Raw genomic sequence first — 19,424 nt, forward strand, 5'->3', positions numbered from 1 at the left:
GAACCTTTTTCTACCCGATGGAGGGTATATGCGGGTCCCCGAATCGACCTTGATATAGGTCAATGCGGCCCGGCAATCGTCGCGCCGGGCCGGAAAACAACGCTCAGGTGAGCGTGGTATCCATGGTGCGGCGCTCGGATTCCAGGTATTCGCGCGATTGCATCTCGATGATGCGCGATACGGTCCGATGGAACTCATTGGCCATCTGGCCCTCGGTGTAGAGTTCGTCCGCGGGCACTTCCGCCGACATCAGCAGCTTGACCTTGTGGTCGTAGAAGACATCGATCAGCCAGGTGAAGCGGCGTGCCTCGGACGACATGCGTGGCGTCATGCGCGGCACGTCGGACAGGATCACGGTGTGGAACTGGGACGCCAGCTCCAGGTAGTCGTTCTGTGAGCGCGGGCCGCCGCACAGCGTGGCAAAGTCGAACCACACCACGCCGTTGGCCTTGCGCAGCGCACGCAACTCGCGATGCTCGATATGCAGCAGCGGCGACTCGTCGGCCACGCCGGCGATCGAGGTGAAGGCGTCGCGCAGCGCGGAACTGGCCTTGGCGCCGAGCGGCGTGTGGTACGCCTGCACCTGCTCCAGCGCGCGCTTGCGATAGTCGATGCCCGCGTCGACGTTGAGCACATCGAGCTTCTGCTGCAGCAGCGCGATGGCCGGCAGCACGCGGTCGCGGTGCAGGCCATCCGGATACAGCAGGTCCGGGCGGTAGTTGGAGGTCATAACGAACTGCACGCCGTTCTCGAACATCTGCTGCAGCAGCCGATGCAGGATCATCGCGTCGGCGACGTCGCTGACGTGGAATTCATCGAAGCAGATCAGCCGGAAGCGGCGCGCGATGCGTTTGGCCAGCTCATCCAGCGGATCGGGACGCCCGCGCAGCTCTTCGAGCTGGCGATGGACCTCGCGCATGAACTCATGGAAATGCAGCCGCGTCTTGCGCACCACCGGCACGCAGGTATAGAAGCTGTCCATCAGGAAGGACTTGCCGCGCCCCACCCCACCCCACAGGTAGACGCCCTTGGGCACGTCGGGACGGACCAGCAGCTTCTTCAGCGCATTATTGCGGCGGCTCTTGTAGGCCACCCATTCGTCGTAGCACTGCTGCAGCCGGGCCACGGCGCGCAATTGCGCTTCGTCGGACTGGTAGCCGCGCTCCTTCAGTTCCTTCTCGTAGTACTCGGTGACGTTCATGCTGACGGGTTCCTGCGGCACGGGCCGCAAGTGAAAACGGCGCGCCGCGGATGCGGCGCGCCGGTACTCAGGCAATGCGAAGCATGCGCCTTACATATTAAGCTGACGCTTGTCGACGGCCAGCGCGGCTTCGCGCATGACTTCCGACATCGACGGGTGCGGATGGCAGACGCGGCCGATATCCTCGCTGGCGGCCTTGAACTCCATCGCCACCACGGCTTCGGCGATCAGGTCAGAGGCGTTGGCGGCAACGATGTGCACGCCCAGGATTTCATCGGTCTTGGCGTCGGCCAGCATCTTGACGAAGCCGTCGGCGTGGCCCATGCCCAGTGCACGGCCGTTGGCCATGAACGGGAACTGGCCGGCCTTGTACTCGCGGCCTTCGGCCTTGAGCTGGGCTTCGGTCTTGCCTACCCATGCAATTTCAGGGAAGGTGTAGATCACCCACGGAACGCAGTTGTAGTCGATGTGCGGCTTCTGGCCGGCGATGCGCTCGGCCACGGCCACGCCTTCGTCCTCGGCCTTGTGCGCCAGCATCGGGCCGCGCACCACGTCGCCGATGGCCCACAGGCCCGGCACCTTGGTGGCGCAGTGGTCGTCCACCTCGATGAAGCCGCGCTGGTCCGCGGCCAGGCCGACGGCGTCGAGGCCCAGGTTGTCGGTATTGGGCACGCGGCCCACCGACACGATCAGGCGATCGACCTCCAGGGTCTGCGCCTTGCCGTCCTTGTCGGTGTACTTGACGGTCACGCCGTTCTTGCCGGTCGTCACTTCGTTGACGTTCACGCCGAGGCTGAACTTCAGGCCCTGCTTGGTCAGCTGCTTCTGCGCTTCCTTGGCCACGCCTTCGTCGGCGGCGCCCAGGAATGCGGGCAGCGCTTCCAGCACGGTCACATCGGAGCCCAGGCGGCGCCACACCGAGCCCAGTTCCAGGCCGATCACGCCGGCGCCGATCACGCCCAGCTTCTTCGGCACTGCGGGGAACTTGAGCGCGCCCTCGTTATCGCTGACCAGGTCGTTGTCGACCTTGATGCCCGGCAGGTGGCGAGCCTTCGAACCGGTGGCGATGATGACCTGCTTGGCGGTCACGACTTCACCGGCAACGTCGACCTGGAAGCCCTCGGCGCTCTTGCCGACGAACTTGCCGTAGCCCTTGAGCAGCGTCACCTTGTTCTTGCGGAACAGGAACTCGATGCCCTTGGTCATCTTGCCGACGATGTCGTCCTTGCGCTTGAGCATCTTGGCCACGTCGACCTTGACGTCGCCCACGGTGATGCCGTGGTCGCCCAGGTGGTGCTGGACGTTCTCGAACTCTTCCGAGGAAGCCAGCAGCGCCTTGGAGGGGATGCAGCCCACGTTCAGGCAGGTGCCGCCCAGGCGGGCTTCGCCCTTGGGATCGTCATACGGATTGCCTTCGCAGCAGGCCACGTTCAGGCCCAGCTGGCCGGCACGGATGGCGGCGATGTAGCCGCCGGGGCCGGCGCCGATCACCAGCACGTCGAATTGTTTGCTCATGGAAATTCCTTTGTGGGCGCCGGCGACAGCTTGTGCCGGCGCGCCTTCATCACGGGGGAAGCGCGTCCCGCGCACGGCAGACGTGCGCGGGGGGACCGTTGATTACAGGTCCAGCAGCAGGCGGGCCGGATCTTCCAGCGCGTCCTTCATGGCCACCAGGCCCAGCACGGCTTCACGGCCGTCGATGATGCGGTGGTCATAAGACATCGCCAGGTAGTTCATCGGGCGGATCACGATCTGGCCGTCTTCCACCACCGGCCGGTCCTTGGTGGCGTGCACGCCCAGGATGGCCGATTGCGGCGGGTTGATGATCGGGGTCGACAGCATCGAGCCGAACACGCCGCCGTTGGAGATCGAGAAGGTACCGCCGGTCAGTTCTTCCAGCGACAGCTTGCCGTCACGGGCCTTGACGCCGAACTCGGCAATCTTCTTCTCGATGTCGGCCAGGCTCATCTGGTCGGCATTGCGCAGGATGGGCACCACCAGGCCGCGCGGCGAGCCCACGGCGATGCCGATGTCGAAGTAGCCGTGGTAGACGATGTCGTTGCCGTCGATCGAGGCATTGATCAGCGGGAACTTCTTCAGCGCGTGCACCGCGGCCTTGACGAAGAAGGACATGAATCCCAGCTTGACGCCGTGTTCCTTCTCGAAGCGGTCCTTGTACTTGTTGCGCAGGTCCATCACCGGCTTCATGTTCACTTCATTGAAGGTGGTGAGGATGGCGTTGGTCGATTGCGATTGCAGCAGGCGCTCGGCGATACGGGCGCGCAGGCGGCTCATCGGCACGCGCTCTTCCGGGCGGTCGCCCAGCGCGGCGAAGTCGACCGGGGCCGAAACCTGCTGCAGCGCCGGCTTGGCGGCAGCCGGAGCCGGAGCAGCCTTGGCGGCCGGGGCGGCCGGAGCAGCAGCAGCGGCCAGCGCGTCACCCTTGGTGATGCGGCCGTCCTTGCCGGTGCCTGCAACCTGGCCAGCCGACAGGCCGGCTTCTGCCATCAGCTTGGCAGCCGACGGCATCGCCACACCACCTGCGGCGGCCGGAGCGGCGGCAGCAGCGGCCGGTGCCGGGGCAGCGGCGGCAGGTGCCGGAGCGGCAGCAGCCGGTGCGGCGGCGCCAGCGGTGGCTTCGGTGTCGATCTTGGCGATGATCTCATCGGCCACGACGGTGTCGCCGTCGTTCTTGACGATAATCGACAGGACACCAGCCGACGGGGCCGGCACTTCCAGCACGACCTTGTCGGTTTCGATCTCGATCAGGATTTCGTCCTGTGCAACAGCCTCGCCCGGCTTCTTCTTCCAGTTGAGCATGGTCGCTTCGGCGACCGATTCGGAGAGCTGCGGAACCTTGACGTCAACGATAGCCATGGTTGTGAATTCCTCGTGTTATGCGTGTTGTCTTTATGCTGGCTATGCCACGGCGGCCGTCTGCGCGCGCCGCCGTGGCTGCCGCTTGATTACTTGGTCAGAACAAAGCCCTTGAGCTTGGCGAAGGCAGCATCCAGCAGCGCCTTCTGTTGCTCGTTGTGCTTTGCGTAGTAGCCCACTGCCGGCGAAGCCGAAGCGGGACGACCGGCATAACCGAGCTTCTGGCCATCCGTCATGTTTTCCATGATGTAGTGCTGCACGAAGAACCAGGCACCCTGGTTCTGCGGCTCGTCCTGGCACCACACGATTTCGGTGGCGTTCGGATACTTCTTGAGTTCTGCTGCCACGGCCTTGTGCGGGAACGGATACAGCTGTTCCAGGCGGATCACCGCCGTATCGTTGGCCTCGCGCTCCTTGCGCGTGTTGACCAGGTCGTAGTAGACCTTGCCCGAGCACATGATGACGCGCTTGACCTTGCTGGCGTTGAGCTCTTCGTGGTCAGGGATGACCGTCTCGAAGTGGCCCTTGGCCAGGTCCGACAGCGGCGACACGGCGTCCTTGTTACGCAGCAGCGACTTCGGCGTCATGATCACCAGCGGCTTGCGGAACAGACGGATCATCTGGCGGCGCAGCAGGTGGAAGATCTGGGCCGGCGTGGTCGGCTGGCAGACCTGCATGTTGTGGTCCGCGCAAAGCTGCAGGAAGCGCTCGATACGGGCCGAGCTGTGTTCCGGGCCCTGGCCTTCGTAGCCGTGCGGCAGCATCAGCGTCAGGCCGGAGGCACGGCCCCACTTCACTTCACCCGACGAGATGAACTGGTCGATCACCACCTGGGCGCCGTTGACGAAGTCGCCGAACTGGGCTTCCCAGATCACCAGCGCGTTCGGTTCGGCGGCCGAGTAGCCGTATTCGAAGCCGAGCACGGCTTCTTCGGACAGCACCGAGTCGATCACCGTGAACGGTGCCTGGTTTTCCGACACGTTCTGCAGCGGCACGTAGCTGCCGGCATCCCAGCGCTCGCGCGCCTGGTCGTGCAGCACGGCGTGGCGGTGGGTGAAGGTGCCGCGGCCGGCGTCCTGGCCGGTGATACGTACCGGGTAGCCCGACGACACCAGCGAGGCGAAGGCCAGGTGCTCACCCATGCCCCAGTCCAGCGGCTGGTCGCCGCGGCCCATGTTGGCGCGGTCCTTGACGACCTTCTCCACCAGCGGGTGCAGCTTCAGGGTCTCAGGCGTGGTGGTGATGCGTTCGGCCAGGCGCTTGAGCTCGGTCACCGGCACGGCGGTGTCGGCGGCGTCGGTCCACTTGCGGTTCAGGAACGGCATCCAGTCCACGGCGAACTTGTTCTTGAAGTTCGACAGGACGGGGTCGGCGGTGTGCTTGCCGGCGTCCATCGCAGCGCGGTATTCCTTGACCTTCTCGTCGCCGAACTCGGCCGGGACCAGGTTCTGCGCGGCCAGCTTGTCGGCGTACAGCTTGCGCGTGCCGGGGTGCTGGGCGATCTTCTTGTACATCAGCGGCTGCGTGACCGCCGGGGTGTCCTGCTCGTTGTGGCCCAGCTTGCGGAAGCAGATGATGTCGACCACGACATCCTTCTTGAACTCCATGCGGAAGTCCACGGCCAGCTGCATGGCGTACACCACGGCTTCGGGATCGTCGCCGTTCACGTGCAGCACCGGGGCCTCGATCATCTTGACCACGTCCGTGCAGTACAGCGTCGAACGCGCGTCGCGCGGGTCGGAGGTGGTGAAGCCGATCTGGTTGTTGATGACGATGTGCATCGAGCCGCCCGTGCCGTAGCCGCGGGTCTGCGCGAGGTTCAGCGTCTCCATCACCACGCCCTGGCCGGCAAAGGCCGCGTCGCCGTGCACCTGCACCGGCAGCACTTCCTTGTGGCCGACTTCGCCGCGGCGTTCCTGGCGGGCCTTGGCCGAGCCTTCGACCACCGGGTTGACGATTTCCAGGTGCGACGGGTTGAACGCCAGCGACAGGTGGACCGGGCCGCCTTCGGTCGAGACATCGCTCGAGAAGCCCTTGTGGTACTTGACGTCACCGGCCGGCAGGTCGTCGACGTGCTTGCCTTCGAATTCGGCGAACAGGTCGGCCGGCATCTTGCCCAGCGTGTTGACCAGCACGTTCAGACGGCCGCGGTGGGCCATGCCGATCACGATTTCCTGCACGCCCTTGCTGCCGGCGTGCTGGATCAGCTCGTCCATGGCGGCGATGAAGCTTTCGCCGCCTTCCAGCGAGAAGCGCTTCTGGCCGACGTACTTGGTGTGGAGGAAGCGCTCCAGGCCTTCAGCCGCGGTCAGGCGGTCCAGGATGTGCTTCTTCTTTTCCAGCGTGAACACGGGCTTGGAACGCGTGGTTTCCAGGCGCTCCTGCCACCAGCGCTTCTGCGCCTGGTCGCTCACGTACATGAATTCGAAACCGATGGTGCCGCAGTAGGTTTCGCGCAGGTTGTTGAGCAGCTCGCGCAGGCTCATCGACTCCTTGCCAAAGTAGGTATTGCTGGCATTGAAGACGATGTCGAGGTCTGCTTCGGAGAAGCCGTAGAACGCCGGGTCCAGGTCCGGCAGGGGCGGACGCTCCTGGCGCTTGAGCGGGTCCAGGTCGGCCCAGTGCGAACCGATGTTGCGGTAGGCGGCGATCAGCTGGGTGGCAGCGACGCGCTTGCGGCCCATGTCGGAATCGGCCGAGGCAACGATGGTCTTGATGGGGCCTTGCTTGGCGCGCTCGGCGAACGAGGCAACGATGGGGGCGTGGGGGATATCCCGGCCGTTCGAGCCGTCGACCGCAGGAACGTTCTGCATGGCGTCGAAATACGCGCGCCAATTGTCGGGAACCGAGGCGGGGTTCTGGAGGTAGGCCTCGTACAGTTCTTCGACATACGGGGCGTTACCGCCGAAGAGGTACGAGTTGCTCTGATACTGCTGCATCATGGGACGCTCACTATTCTCCGGGAATGCCGGAGTTCAGCGGGTTATTCAACCTTCCGCGACACGGCTTGACCGGTTAGCGGATCGCAAACAACTCTTGGGAGCCCAACTGAGGCGCCTACACAAACGGCACCGCTTGGGTGCCGCGTGTGATGGCTTCCTCACAAGGCCCGAAAGGGCAAGTTGTGCGGGGAAGGACCTAAAGTCTTCACGGCGGTAAGAATAGCATGAATTGCCTTTGATCAATGTGGACTTTTCGCGATACGAAACACCCACCCACGACAATTCGGTTCGCAATCAGCGAATTAGCAACACCCGCACAACAATTTTGAATCAAGGCGCGATCTGGTCGACGGCGTCTGTGATCAGCCCGTCCAGGCCCCAGGCCAGCAACTGCGCCGCCCGCGCCGGATCGTTCACGGTATAGCAGAGGACCCGGAAACCGGCCGCGTGCGCGGCGGCGATCACGCCGGCATCCAGTTCGCGGTGGTTGGCATCCAGCGCCACGCAGCCCAGCCGGCGCAGCCGCTCCAGCCAGTCCGCGGGCAGCTGGTCGAGCAGCAGCGCGCGCGGCAGGTCTGGCGCGACGCGCGCCGCGGCGGCCAGCGCCTCCTCAGAAAACGATGACAGCAGCGGCGGCACCGCGGCACCCGCCCACAGCGACTGCGCGTCCAGCGCCACCGCCGCACCGGTGCGCGCCTCGGTGCCGGGCACTGGCTTGATCTCGATATTGACCATCAAGCCGTTGGCCCGGGTATAGCGTGCGATGGCCGCCAGCGTCGGCACGGGCTCGCCGGCGAAGGCGGGGCTGTGCCACGTGCCGGCGTCCAGCTGCGCGAGTTCGCCCAGTGTCAGCGCATCCACCCTGCCCTGGCCGCTGGTGGTGCGGTCCAGCGTGGCGTCGTGCATCAGCACCGGCTTGCCGTCGGCCGACAGCTTTACGTCGAACTCGAACATCCGGTAGCCAAAGCCGGCGCCGTGGCGAAGCGCTGCCAGCGTGTTCTCCGGCGCCAGCTTGCCGGCGCCGCGGTGCGCGATATGGCTCGGGTACCGCCAGGCAGTGTCGGTTACGCTGGTCATGTCAGGCCTCGATGCGCTTGCCCGTATCGGGCGCAAAGAAATGCAGGTGCTCCGCCGACGACGTCACCGGCAGGCGGTCGCCGGCGCGCACGTGCGCATGGCTGTCCAGCCGCACCACCACCGCCTGTCCGCCGAGCGAGCCATAGGCGAAGGAATCCGCGCCGAGGGCCTCGACCACGCGCACATCGACTTCGGCGATGGCCTCATGCGCGGCGCACGGCTCGATATGCTCCGGGCGCAGCCCCAGCAGTGCCTGCTCCGGCAGGTGCAGCCCCATCGGCAGGTGCCCCAGCGTGGCGTTGGCAGCCTCGCCCTCCTTCGCCACCACGCGCATCTGCGCGCCCGTGTCGCCGCCGGCGTTGCGCGCCACCGGGATCAGGTTCATCGGCGGCGAGCCGATAAAGCCGGCCACGAAGGTGCTGGCCGGACGCGAATAGACTTCCAGCGGCGTGCCGATTTGCTCGACGCGTCCGGCGTTGAGCACCATCATGCGGTCGGCCAGCGTCATCGCCTCGACCTGGTCGTGCGTGACGTACAGGCTGGTGGTACCCAGGCGCCGGTGCAGCTCCTTCAGTTCCAGCCGCATCTGCACGCGCAGCTTGGCGTCCAGGTTGGACAGCGGCTCGTCGAACAGGAACACCGCCGGCTCGCGCACGATGGCGCGGCCCATGGCCACGCGCTGGCGCTGCCCGCCCGACAACTGGCGCGGCTTGCGGTCCAGCAGCGGCGCCAGCTCCAGGATGCCGGCGGCATGGTTCACCCGCTGCGCGATCTCGGCCTTGGCCATGCCGCGGATCTTCAGGCCGTAGGCCATGTTGTCGTACACGCTCATATGCGGATAGAGCGCGTAGTTCTGGAACACCATGGCGATGTCCCGCTCGGCCGGCTCCAGGTTATTGACGACCTTGTCGCCGATATGGATTTCTCCGCCGGTAATGGTTTCCAGCCCCGCCACCATGCGCAGCAGCGTGGACTTGCCGCAGCCCGAGGGGCCGACGATGACGATGAATTCGCCGTCGGCGATCTCCATGTCGATGCCGTGCACCACCTGGACGCTGCCGGCGTAGGTTTTCTGAACGTTGCGTAGCGACAGTTTTGCCATTGCTGTTGTCCTGCGCGTGGCTCGTGGCCACCGCGCCTTATTTTTCCGTTTCGACCAGGCCCTTGACGAACCACTTCTGCATCAGCACCACCACCACCGCCGGCGGGATCATCGCCAGCATCACGGTGGCCATCACCAGGTTCCAGTCGGTGGCCGCGTCACCCGAGCGCGAGATCATCTGCGTCACGCCCACCACCACCGGCGTCATCGACTTCTGCGTGGTGATCAGCAGCGGCCACAGGTACTGGTTCCAGCCGTAGATGAACTGGATCACGAAAAGCGCGGCGATGCTGGTGCGCGACAGCGGCAGCACCACGTCCCAGAAGAATCGCAGCGGCCCGGCGCCGTCGATGCGCGCGGCCTCGGCCAGCTCGTCCGGAATGGTCAGGAAGAACTGGCGGAACAGGAAGGTGGCGGTGGCCGACGCGATGATCGGGACCGTCAGGCCAAAGTAGCTGTCGAGCATGCCGAGGTCCGACACCACCTTGTAGGTCGGCAGAATGCGCACTTCGACCGGCAGCATCAGCGTGATGAAGATCAGCCAGAAGAAGGTCTTGCGCAGCTGGAACTTGAAATAGACGATGGCAAAGGCCGAGATGATCGAGATCGCGATCTTGCCCAGCGCAATGCCCAGCGCCATGATCAGGCTGTTCTTCATCATGGTCGAGACCGGCGATGCGGCCTCGCCCACGCCCTGGAACAGCACGGTGCGATAGTTCTCGATCAGGTGGCTGCCTGGGATCAGCGTCATCGGCGCGTCCAGCACCTCTTCGGCGGTCAGCGTGGACGCGACGAAGGTCAGGTACACCGGGAACACCACGATCACGATGCCCAGGATCAGCACCGCGTGGCTCAGGAAATCAAGGAAGGGGCGACGTTCTACCATGTGCTGTCTCCGTCAGTACTGGACCTTGCGTTCAACATAGCGGAACTGCACCACGGTCAGCGCGATCACGATCACCATCAGCACCACCGACTGCGCGGCCGAGCCCCCGATGTCCATGCCGCGGAAGCCATCATGGAAGACCTTGTAGACCAGCGTGTTGGTCGAATTGAACGGGCCGCCGTGGGTGACCGCGTCGATGATCGCGAAGGTATCGAAGAACGCGTAGACCACGTTGATCACCATCAGGAAGAAGGTGGTCGGCGACAGTAGCGGGAACATGATCGACCAGAAGCGGCGCCATGGGCCGGCGCCGTCGATCGCGGCGGCCTCGATCAGCGAGCGCGGGATGCTCTGCAGACCCGCCAGGAAGAACAGGAAGTTGTAGCTGATCTGCTTCCAGGCGGCGGCCAGCACCACCAGCAGCAATGCCTGGTCGCCATTGAGCAGGAAGTTCCATTCCACGCCGAGCTTGCGCAGCGCATAGGACACCACGCCCAGCGTCGGGTTGAACATGAACATCCACAGCACGCCGGCCACGGCCGGCGCCACCGCATACGGCCAGATCAGCAGCGTCTTGTAGCCGACGGCGCCGCGGATGATGCGGTCGGCAAAATAGGCCAGCAGCAGCGCGGTAGTCAGGCCCACCACGGTCACGCCCACGGCAAAGATGGCGGTGGTCTGGAACGACTCCACGTACAGCGGGTCGTTCCACAGCATGCGGAAGTTGTCCAGGCCGACAAACTCCAGGTTGATGCCGAAGGCATCCTGCTGCAGCATCGACTGGTACAGCGCCTGCCCGGCGGGCAGGAAAAAGAAGATCAGCGTGATCGCGATCTGCGGCAAGACCAGCAGATACGGCAGCCACGGCGAACGGAAAACGACGCGTTTTTCCATGAACGGATTCCGGCGAATGCCGCGGGTCGCGGCATCGGACTAGGTACGGATGCGGACAGTCCCGATCGGTCCGAAGGGGCCGTCCACAATGCAAGCGGGCGGAGGTTTCGCCACCGCCCGCTTGTCACATCAGCTTGCTGGCTATGCCGGCTTACTCGCGGGCAGTCTTCTGGAAGCGCTCCAGCAGATCATTGCCGCGGGCCACGGCCGAGTCCAGCGCCGCCTTGGGCTCCTTCTTGCCGGCCCAGACGGCTTCCAGTTCCTCGTCCACCACGGTGCGGATCTGCACCATGTTGCCCAGGCGCACGCCGCGCGACTTGTCGGTGGTCTTGACCACCATCTGCTGCACCGACACATCGGCACCCGGGTTCTTGTCGTAGTAGCCCGATTTCTTCGTCATCTCGTAGGCGGCCATCGTCACCGGCAGGTAGCCGGTGGCCTGGTGCCAGTCAGACTGGATCTCGGGGCGCGACAGGAAATTGAAGAACTTGGCCACGCCCTTGTACTCGTCGGGCTTCTTGCCGCCCATCACCCACAGCGAAGCGCCGCCGATGATGGTGTTCTGCGGGGCGCCCTGCACCTCCGGGTAGTACGGCAGCTGTGCCACCGCGAACGCGAACTTGGCGTTCTTGCGGATATTGGCCAGCGATGCCGACGAGCCGGTGAACATCGCGCACTCGCCGTTGTAGAACTTGGCCTGCGACTCGGCCTTGCGCCCGCCGTAGCTGAAATAGCCCTTCTTCACCATGTCCTGCAGGTTGGTGATGTGCTTGACGTGCAGCGGGCTGTTGAAGACCAGGCGCGTGTCGGTGCCGCCGAAGCCGTTGTTCTTGGTCGCATACAGCGTGTTGTGCCAGGCCGAGAAGCTCTCCAGGTGGACCCAGCCCTGCCAGTCGGTGGTGTAGGCGCAGTTGGTGCCCGAGGCCTTGAGCTTGGCCGAGTACTGCATCACCTCGGGCCAGGTCTTGGGCGGTTTTTCCGGATCCAGGCCGGCCTTCTTGAAGGCGTCCTTGTTGTAGTAGAACACCGTGGTCGAGCTGTTGAACGGGAACGACAGCATCTCGCCCTTGGACGAGGTGTAGTAGCCCGCCACCGCCGGGATATAGGCCTTCTGGTCGAACTTCTCGCCGGCGTCCTTCATCACCGCCGACACCGGCTTGATCGCGCCCTTGGCGCTCATCATGGTGGCGGTGCCCACTTCAAACACCTGCAGGATGGCGGGCGAGCCGCCGGCGCGGAAGGCCGCAATGCCCGCGGCCATGGTTTCGTCGTAGTTGCCCTTGTTGACCGGCACCACCTTGTATTCGGACTGGCTGGCGTTGAACTTGTTGGCGATCTCGTTCACCTTGTCGTTCAGGGCCCCCTGCATGGCGTGCCACCACTGGATTTCAACGGCGGCGTGGGCGCTGCCGGCCCCGGTCAGGGCTGCCAGCGCTGCGAGTTTGAGCACGGTACGGGAAAAGGACATCGGTGGCTCTCCTTTGGTCTGTCTGTTCCGGCGAAAATCCGACAGTATGTGATTTTTTTGTGACAGCGGCATGTTACGCCTGTCGCACCTGCGCTAGCAAATCAGCAGATTCACCAGTATGGCCAGTACGATGCCTTTTGCAGTGCAATAAGGGAAATTGCCGCCAGATCCGCGGTTACAATGGCCCGCCATGCAATCCCTGAATAAGCTCTCTAATTCCGTGCTGCAGCGCGTGCGCGGCGTGCTGACCGACATCGACGGCACCCTGACCACCGACGGGCGGCTGCCGGCCTCGACCTACCTGGCGCTCGACGGGTTGCGCCGCGCGGGCCTGCACGTGATCCCGGTCACCGGGCGCTGCATCGCCTGGGCCGAGATCCTGACCCGGCTGTGGCCGGTCGACGCCATCATCGGCGAGAACGGTGCGTTCTACTCGCACCTGCACAACGGCCGCCTGCAGACCCGCTTCCTGGACGATGCCGCCACGCGCGCGCGCAACCTGGCGCGCATCGAAGCGCTGGGCCAGCACATCGTGCGCGAAGTGCCGGGCTGCGCGCTGGCCTCGGACCAGGCCTGGCATGCCGCCGACCTGGCCATCGACCATGCCGAGGACGTCGCGCCGTTGCCTGCAGACGCCGTGGCCCGCATCGCCGCCATCATGCGCGAGGCCGGCATGACCGCCACGGTCAGCTCGATCCATGTCAACGGCTGGTTCGGCCTGCACGACAAGCTGTCGATGAGCAGGCTGTGCGTGGCCGAACTGCTGGGCGAAGACGTGGACGCGCGCCGCGACGAATGGCTGTTTATCGGCGATTCGGCCAACGATGCCAGCATGTTCGCCCACTTTCCGCTGTCGGTTGGCGTGGCCAATGTGCGCGACATCCTGCCGCAGCTGCCGGTGCCGCCGGCCTATATCACCGCAGCGGCCGGTGGCGAGGGCTTTGCCGAGATGGCGCAGCGGCTGGTCGAAGCGCACGGCTGAATACCCCACGCATAACAAAAAAACCGGCCGGGAAAGTCCCGGCCGGTTTTTCTTGTCACCCGCCCTGCCCTGGCTCAGTCGAACCCAAGCTCCTGCAGCTTGCGCGTGATGGTATTGCGCCCGATCCCGAGCCGGGTCGCCGCCTCGACGCGGCGCCCGCGCGTGACACCCAGCGCGGCCTCCAGCACCGCCTTCTCGAAGCGGCGCGTCAGCACATCCATGACCTCCGGCTGGCCGGCTTCGAGCATTGCCCGTGCCTCGCCGGCGAGCAGGCTTTCCCAGCCGGCCGGGGCCAGGGCCGGGACCACCGTCGCCACGGACGCGGGCCGGACTGCGGTGGCCGTGTCGGCCTCTGCCACCGGCGTCGCATACCCGCCGTAGTCGGCCAGGTCAGGCGCGCTTTCATACTCGGGCGCACGCGCTTCGGCAACGCGCTCGGGCCGCGGCGCATTGACCGGCTCGCTGGTGCCGGCTTCCAGCATCTCGCGTGGCAGGTCCTTGACCTCGATGGTCTGGGCCGGCGCCATCACGGTCAGCCAGTTGCACAGGTTCTCCAGCTGGCGCACGTTGCCGGGGAACGGCAGCGTGCTGACATAGGCCAGCGCTTCGTCGGACATGCGCTTGGGCTCGACGCCCAGTTCCTTGGCGCTCTTCTGCAGGAAATGACGCGCCAGCAGCGTGATGTCCTCCGGGCGTTCGCGCAGCGGCGGCAGGCGCAGCCGGATCACGTTCAGGCGGTGGAACAAGTCCTCGCGGAACAGCCCTTCCTTGACGCGCAGCTCCAGGTTCTGGTGGGTGGCGGCAATCACGCGCACATTGGCGCGCAAGGGGTTGTGGCCGCCGACACGATAGAAGTTGCCATCGGACAGCACGCGCAGCAGGCGCGTCTGCAGGTCGAACGGCATGTCGCCGATTTCGTCGAGGAACAGCGTGCCGCCCTCGGCCTGCTCGAAGCGGCCGCGCCGCATGGTCTGCGCACCGGTGAAGGCGCCGCGCTCATGGCCGAACAGTTCGGATTCGAGCAGGTCCTTGGGGATGGCTGCGGTATTGAGCGCGATAAAGGGCCCGTTGGCGCGCGGGCTGTGCTTGTGCAGCGCGCGTGCGACCAGCTCCTTGCCGGTGCCGGACTCGCCGGTGATCATCACCGTCACGTTGGACTGCGAGAGCCGGCCGATGGCACGGAACACGTCCTGCATCGCCGGCGCCTGGCCGAGGATCTCGGGCGCATCGACGAGGCGGTCGTCCAGCTCTTCCTCACGCAGGCTTTCTTCGAGCGCGCGGCGGATCAGCTCGACCGCCTTGTCGACATCGAAGGGCTTGGCCAGGTATTCGAAGGCGCCGCCCTGGAACGCGGCCACGGCGCTGTCCAGGTCCGAGTAGGCCGTCATCACGATGACCGGCAGGCCCGGATGCCGGGCCTTGATGGCCTGCAGCAGGTCCAGGCCCGATCCGCCGGGCATGCGGATATCCGATATCAGCACCTGGGGCTGGTCTTCTTCCAGCGCGGCCAGCGCATCCCGCACATTGGTGAAGCTGCGCGAGAGCAGGCTTTCACGGGCCAGGGCCTTTTCCAGGACCCAGCGGATTGATTGATCGTCGTCGACTATCCAGATCGGCTTCATGTGCGTCGCTTGTCTGCTCGGTGTCATTTGGTCTTCCGCATGCCCGGCCACGGCGGATGCACCATCGCTCGCGGACGCCGGCAAAAGCTAGTGCAGCGGCAGCAGGATGCGGAAGTCGGTACAGCCCGGCCTGCTCTCGCATTCGATCAAGCCCTCGTGCTGCTGCACGAAGGTTTGAGCGAGTGTGAGACCGAGTCCGCTGCCGCCATCCCTGCCCGATACCAGCGGATAGAAGATGCGTTCGCGGATGTCTTCGGGAATTCCCGGGCCGTTGTCGATGACATGCAAGTCCAATGCCAGCTTGAACAAGCGCTTGGCAATCGTGACCTGGCGCGCCACGCGCGTGCGCAGCACGATCTGCGCATCGCCGCGCGCCATGCGGTCGGCCAGCGCCTGCGCGGCGTTGTGCACGATGTTGAGCACGGCCTGGATCAGTTGCTCCATGTCGCCCTGCAGCTCGGGCAGGCTGGCGTCGTAGTCGCGCACGATCTCCAGCCCGTTGGGAAACTCCGCCAGCACCACCGAGCGCACGCGCTCCAGCACTTCATGGATATTCAGGCTGGACACGATATGCGGATGCCGGTGCGGCTCCAGCAGCCGGTCCACCAGCGTCTGCAGCCGGTCCGATTCCTTGATGATGACCTGCGTGTATTCGCGCAGCGAGCGCTCCGGCAGCTCGAACTCCAGCAGCTGCGCCGCGCCGCGGATGCCGCCCAGCGGGTTCTTGATCTCGTGGGCCAGGTTGCGGATCAGTTCCTTGTTGGCCGAGGTCAGGTCCAGGATGCGCTCTTCGCGTTCGCTGCGCACCTTCTGTTCGTTGGGCAGGATTTCCACCACCACGGTGTCGCCCACCGCTTCCAGCGCAGAGATCACCACGTGCACATGGGCCGGCTCCTGCAGCGGCGGGTGCAGGATCAGGTCCTGCCGGCGCACGTCGAACTGCCGCGTGACCACGGTGTCGATCATGCTGTGCAGCTCATCGGAACGCCCGAACAGGTCAGGCAGCGTCAGCTCCACCATGCCCTTGCGCGACACGCCGAAGGTGGCTTCAGCCGCCGGGTTCGCAAAGACCACGCGCAGCCCCGGCTGCTGCACCAGCAGCACCGGGTTGGCCACTACGTCCAGGCCTGCATGGAACGCCACGGCGCCCATGGTCAGCACCTGGGCGCTGCCTTCGGCCGGCGCCGCGTCAGCCGCCGGCGATTCGCCACGGGCGCCGTCGGCACCGCCGGCCTTGCGCGACACTCCGCGAATCAGGCGACGCATAAGACTAGTCCTTCAAATTGCCAAGCTCGCGCCGCAGCGACGCCGCATTGGCCTCGCTGCGGGCGATGTCGTCGCGCAGCGCTGCGGTGCGGTCGAGGTATTTCTGATAGTTGCGCTCATTGCCCTGGCGCTCCGGCTGGCCGTTGTTGTACTCGGCGCGCAGCGCCTGCAGCTTGGCCTCTTCGGCCTGCAGCTCCTGCGCGAGCACCGCGCGGCGCTCGCCGTCGCGGCTCTTTTGCGTGGCGCTGTCCACGCGCGGGAAGCTGGTGCCTCCAGCCGCCGCGCCGGCGGTGCTGCCAGCGCCCTTGGCCGGCGCAGCGATGCGCCCGCCCGGAACCGTCACCACCTCCGGCAGTTTCAGCTTCTTGCAGCCCTTGCCGGCGTTGCCATTGCGATACTCGGGCACGCCATTGGGCCCGGTGCAGACATAGACGTCCGAGGACTGCGCGGCAGACTGCCCGGCCCATGCGCCCAGCGTCAGCGCCACGGCACTCACCAGAACAGGGAATCCGAGACGAAATTGGTGCAGAGAGCGGGGCAAGGTCAGGGTCCGGCAGGCCGTGCGTGAAGAGGCGTCCATGAACATGGCGTTAGGTTTGAACGGGGGTGGGAACACGATTCCCCATTCTAGCGAGCAAAGCAAAAAGGGACAGCCGAAGCCGCCCCTTTCTGGTGCAACTGTTGCCCGGTCACAACCTGTGTCATTCCCGGGCAAGGGCCGCTTACAGCGAGTAGTACATTTCGAACTCGACCGGGTGCGTGGTCATGCGGAAACGCGTGACTTCTTCCATCTTCAGTTCGATGTAGGCATCGATCATCGAGTTCGAGAACACGCCGCCGCGGGTCAGGAACTCGCGGTCGTTGTCCAGGTACTCCAGCGCCTGGTCCAGGCTCGAGCACACGGTCGGGATCTTTGCATCCTCTTCCGGCGGCAGGTCGTACAGGTTCTTGTCGGCAGCTTCGCCCGGGTGGATCTTGTTCATCACGCCGTCCAGGCCGGCCATCAGCAGCGCCGAGAAGCCCAGGTACGGGTTCATCAGCGGATCCGGGAAGCGGGTCTCGATGCGGCGGCCCTTCGGGTTGGCCACGTACGGGATGCGGATCGAAGCCGAGCGGTTGCGGGCCGAGTAGGCCAGCTTCACCGGAGCTTCGAAGCCCGGCACCAGGCGCTTGTACGAGTTCGTGCCCGGGTTGGTGATGGCGTTCAGGGCGCGGGCGTGCTTGATGATGCCGCCGATGTAGTACAGCGCGAATTCCGACAGGCCGGCGTAGCCGTTGCCCGCGAACAGGTTCTGGCCGTCCTTCCACACGGACTGGTGCACGTGCATGCCCGAACCGTTGTCGCCGACGATCGGCTTCGGCATGAAGGTGGCGGTCTTGCCGTAGGTGTGGGCGACGTTCTGGATCACGTACTTCTGCATCTGGGTCCAGTCGGCGCGCTGCACCAGCGTGCTGAAACGGGTGCCGATTTCGTTCTGGCCCTGGCCAGCCACTTCGTGGTGGTGGACTTCAACGGGGATGCCCAGCGATTCCAGGATCAGGCACATTTCCGAACGCATGTCCTGGAAGGTGTCGATCGGGGCGACCGGGAAGTAGCCGCCCTTCTTGCCCGGACGGTGGCCGCTGTTGCCATGCTCGAATTCCTTGGCCGACGACCACGGGGCTTCTTCGGAGTGGATCTTCACGAAGCAGCCTTGCATGTCGACGTTCCAGGTCACGCCGTCGAAGATGAAGAACTCGGGTTCCGGGCCAAAGAAGGCGGTGTCGCCCAGGCCGGTGCTCTTCAGGTAGGCTTCGGCGCGCTTGGCGATGGAACGCGGGTCGCGGTCATAGCCCTTGCCGTCCGACGGCTCGACCACGTCGCAGGACAGCACCAGCGTCGGTTCTTCGTAGAACGGGTCGATGTGGGCGGTGTTCGAATCCGGCATCAGCAGCATGTCCGAAGCTTCGATACCCTTCCAGCCGGCGATCGACGAACCGTCGAAGGCGTGGCCGCTTTCGAACTTGTCTTCATCGAAGTGCGACACGGGCACGGACACGTGTTGCTCCTTGCCTTTGGTATCGGTGAAACGGAAATCGACGAACTTGACGTCGTTTTCCTTCACCAGCTTCATCACGTCTGCAACGCTGTGGGCCATGCCAATCTCCTGGATATTCGGCGGAAGTCTGAGAAAGCCAATTCTTGGGCCTGTCGTCACCGGCGCCGATGCATGCTCTGCCGCGCCGTCCCGACCAGCCACGAAAGGACGAGGAATGTTAGCAGAAAGCGTGCCATGCAAACGCCCCACCGCCACCGGCAGCCCGAAAAATGTGCAACGTCGGCGAACCGCGCACCGCGGCGGCGTAAGGAAAGCAGCGGCTCCACTGCCGAGTGGCGCACCGGTTACACGCATTCCGACGTAGCGCCCCCTAATGAAACACCACAATGGTGCATCCAGCAAGGTACCGCACTGAAGCAGTGCATTTGCACCAAAAATAGTCATCAGACGCCCCAGCAGCCGGCAATGAGGTTTCGAATCGGCCCGGCGCTATAGAATAGTGTGTTGCGGCTTTGCCGCCCCCAATTCCATTCCTCAAATTTGTCACGCAGATGACCACCCGAGACGATCTCCTCCAGGCCGCCCGCCAGCGCCAACAACAGAACCAGCTCCCGTATTTCGGCGCGCTGTCGCCGCAGGAAGCCTTTGCGCTGCTGCAGAACGATCCTTCCGCCGTGCTGGTCGATGTGCGCACCCAGGCCGAGCTGGACTGGGTCGGCGGCGTTGACGTGCCGGACGCGCAGTTCGCCCATGTCGAATGGATGTCCTATCCGGGCGGTGCGCAGAATGCCCGCTTCGTCGAAGAGCTGAGGGCACGCGTGCCGGCCGACGTGCCGGTGCTGTTCCTGTGCCGCAGCGCGGCGCGCTCCAAGCACGCCGCGCGCGTGGCCACCGAAGCCGGCTACCACTTCGCCATGGATGTGCTGGAAGGCTTCGAGGGCAACCGCGACGACCACCACCACCGCAAGACTGTTGAAGGCTGGTGCGTGCGCGGACTGCCGTGGCACGGCGCCTGATCGCGGTCGGGCCAGGATGAGAGAAGGGGCAGCCAAGGCTGCCCCTTCTTCT

Annotated in this window: 15 protein-coding genes; 2 read left to right on the plus strand and 13 right to left on the minus strand. The window is 65.0% G+C overall.

Features of this window, described 5'->3' with window-relative positions:
* Positions 1-103: 103 nt before the first annotated feature.
* The 9 genes from zapE to ugpB all read right to left on the minus strand — a co-directional run bounded on the left by zapE (position 104) and on the right by ugpB (position 12,447).
* A complete protein-coding gene (gene zapE / locus AC3WLE_RS26205; RefSeq protein ID WP_013957184.1) occupies positions 104-1,201 on the minus strand; it encodes a cell division protein ZapE in 1,098 nt (365 codons plus the stop codon).
* Positions 1,202-1,291: 90 nt separating this feature from the next.
* Positions 1,292-2,716, minus strand: a complete 1,425-nt coding sequence (gene lpdA, locus AC3WLE_RS26210) for a dihydrolipoyl dehydrogenase (RefSeq protein WP_010809466.1) — start codon at positions 2,714-2,716, stop codon at positions 1,292-1,294.
* A gap of 102 nt (positions 2,717-2,818) precedes the next feature.
* Positions 2,819-4,078, minus strand: coding sequence for a 2-oxoglutarate dehydrogenase complex dihydrolipoyllysine-residue succinyltransferase (gene odhB, locus AC3WLE_RS26215; RefSeq protein ID WP_013957186.1), 1,260 nt, complete (start codon positions 4,076-4,078; stop codon positions 2,819-2,821).
* A gap of 89 nt (positions 4,079-4,167) precedes the next feature.
* A complete protein-coding gene (locus AC3WLE_RS26220) occupies positions 4,168-7,020 on the minus strand; it encodes a 2-oxoglutarate dehydrogenase E1 component (protein WP_492319906.1) in 2,853 nt (950 codons plus the stop codon).
* Positions 7,021-7,350: 330 nt separating this feature from the next.
* Entirely contained in the window at positions 7,351-8,097 is a 747-nt protein-coding gene (gene ugpQ, locus AC3WLE_RS26225; RefSeq protein WP_492356947.1) for a glycerophosphodiester phosphodiesterase, read from the minus strand.
* 1 nt (position 8,098) lies between these two features.
* The gene (locus AC3WLE_RS26230; RefSeq protein WP_010809462.1) at positions 8,099-9,199 is read right to left on the minus strand and encodes a sn-glycerol-3-phosphate import ATP-binding protein UgpC; all 1,101 of its coding nucleotides are present in this window, start codon (positions 9,197-9,199) and stop codon (positions 8,099-8,101) included.
* Between the two features lie 37 nt (positions 9,200-9,236).
* Positions 9,237-10,085 carry a sn-glycerol-3-phosphate ABC transporter permease UgpE gene (ugpE, locus tag AC3WLE_RS26235; protein WP_492356946.1) on the minus strand — a complete coding sequence of 283 codons (849 nt, stop codon included), beginning with the start codon at positions 10,083-10,085 and terminating at the stop codon, positions 9,237-9,239.
* A gap of 12 nt (positions 10,086-10,097) precedes the next feature.
* A complete protein-coding gene (gene ugpA, locus AC3WLE_RS26240; RefSeq protein ID WP_010809460.1) occupies positions 10,098-10,979 on the minus strand; it encodes a sn-glycerol-3-phosphate ABC transporter permease UgpA in 882 nt (293 codons plus the stop codon).
* 151 nt (positions 10,980-11,130) lie between these two features.
* On the minus strand, positions 11,131-12,447 hold the full coding sequence (gene ugpB / locus AC3WLE_RS26245) for a sn-glycerol-3-phosphate ABC transporter substrate-binding protein UgpB (protein ID WP_492356945.1): 1,317 nt from the start codon (positions 12,445-12,447) through the stop codon (positions 11,131-11,133).
* Positions 12,448-12,637: 190 nt separating this feature from the next.
* On the opposite strand from ugpB, the gene AC3WLE_RS26250 reads away from it, so the two are divergent.
* Positions 12,638-13,429, plus strand: a complete 792-nt coding sequence (locus AC3WLE_RS26250; protein ID WP_492319903.1) for an HAD-IIB family hydrolase — start codon at positions 12,638-12,640, stop codon at positions 13,427-13,429.
* A gap of 74 nt (positions 13,430-13,503) precedes the next feature.
* Here the strand turns inward: AC3WLE_RS26250 and ntrC are convergent, their stop codons facing one another.
* From ntrC to AC3WLE_RS26270, 4 genes are all read right to left on the minus strand, one after another.
* Positions 13,504-15,051, minus strand: coding sequence for a nitrogen regulation protein NR(I) (gene ntrC, locus AC3WLE_RS26255; RefSeq protein WP_492319902.1), 1,548 nt, complete (start codon positions 15,049-15,051; stop codon positions 13,504-13,506).
* Positions 15,052-15,138: 87 nt separating this feature from the next.
* On the minus strand, positions 15,139-16,317 hold the full coding sequence (gene glnL, locus AC3WLE_RS26260) for a nitrogen regulation protein NR(II) (RefSeq protein ID WP_492319901.1): 1,179 nt from the start codon (positions 16,315-16,317) through the stop codon (positions 15,139-15,141).
* Between the two features lie 4 nt (positions 16,318-16,321).
* Positions 16,322-16,897: a DUF4124 domain-containing protein gene (locus tag AC3WLE_RS26265; RefSeq protein ID WP_492319991.1), complete on the minus strand. Its 576-nt coding sequence runs from the start codon at positions 16,895-16,897 to the stop codon at positions 16,322-16,324.
* 142 nt (positions 16,898-17,039) lie between these two features.
* Positions 17,040-18,455 (minus strand): 3-hydroxylaminophenol mutase, encoded by a 1,416-nt coding sequence (locus AC3WLE_RS26270; protein WP_010809454.1) that lies wholly within the window; start codon positions 18,453-18,455, stop codon positions 17,040-17,042.
* Between the two features lie 452 nt (positions 18,456-18,907).
* On the opposite strand from AC3WLE_RS26270, the gene AC3WLE_RS26275 reads away from it, so the two are divergent.
* The gene (locus tag AC3WLE_RS26275) at positions 18,908-19,372 is read left to right on the plus strand and encodes a rhodanese-like domain-containing protein (protein ID WP_010809453.1); all 465 of its coding nucleotides are present in this window, start codon (positions 18,908-18,910) and stop codon (positions 19,370-19,372) included.
* Positions 19,373-19,424: the final 52 nt, after the last annotated feature.

It is taken from the genome of Cupriavidus sp. FW306-1B-F12B (assembly GCF_058781795.1).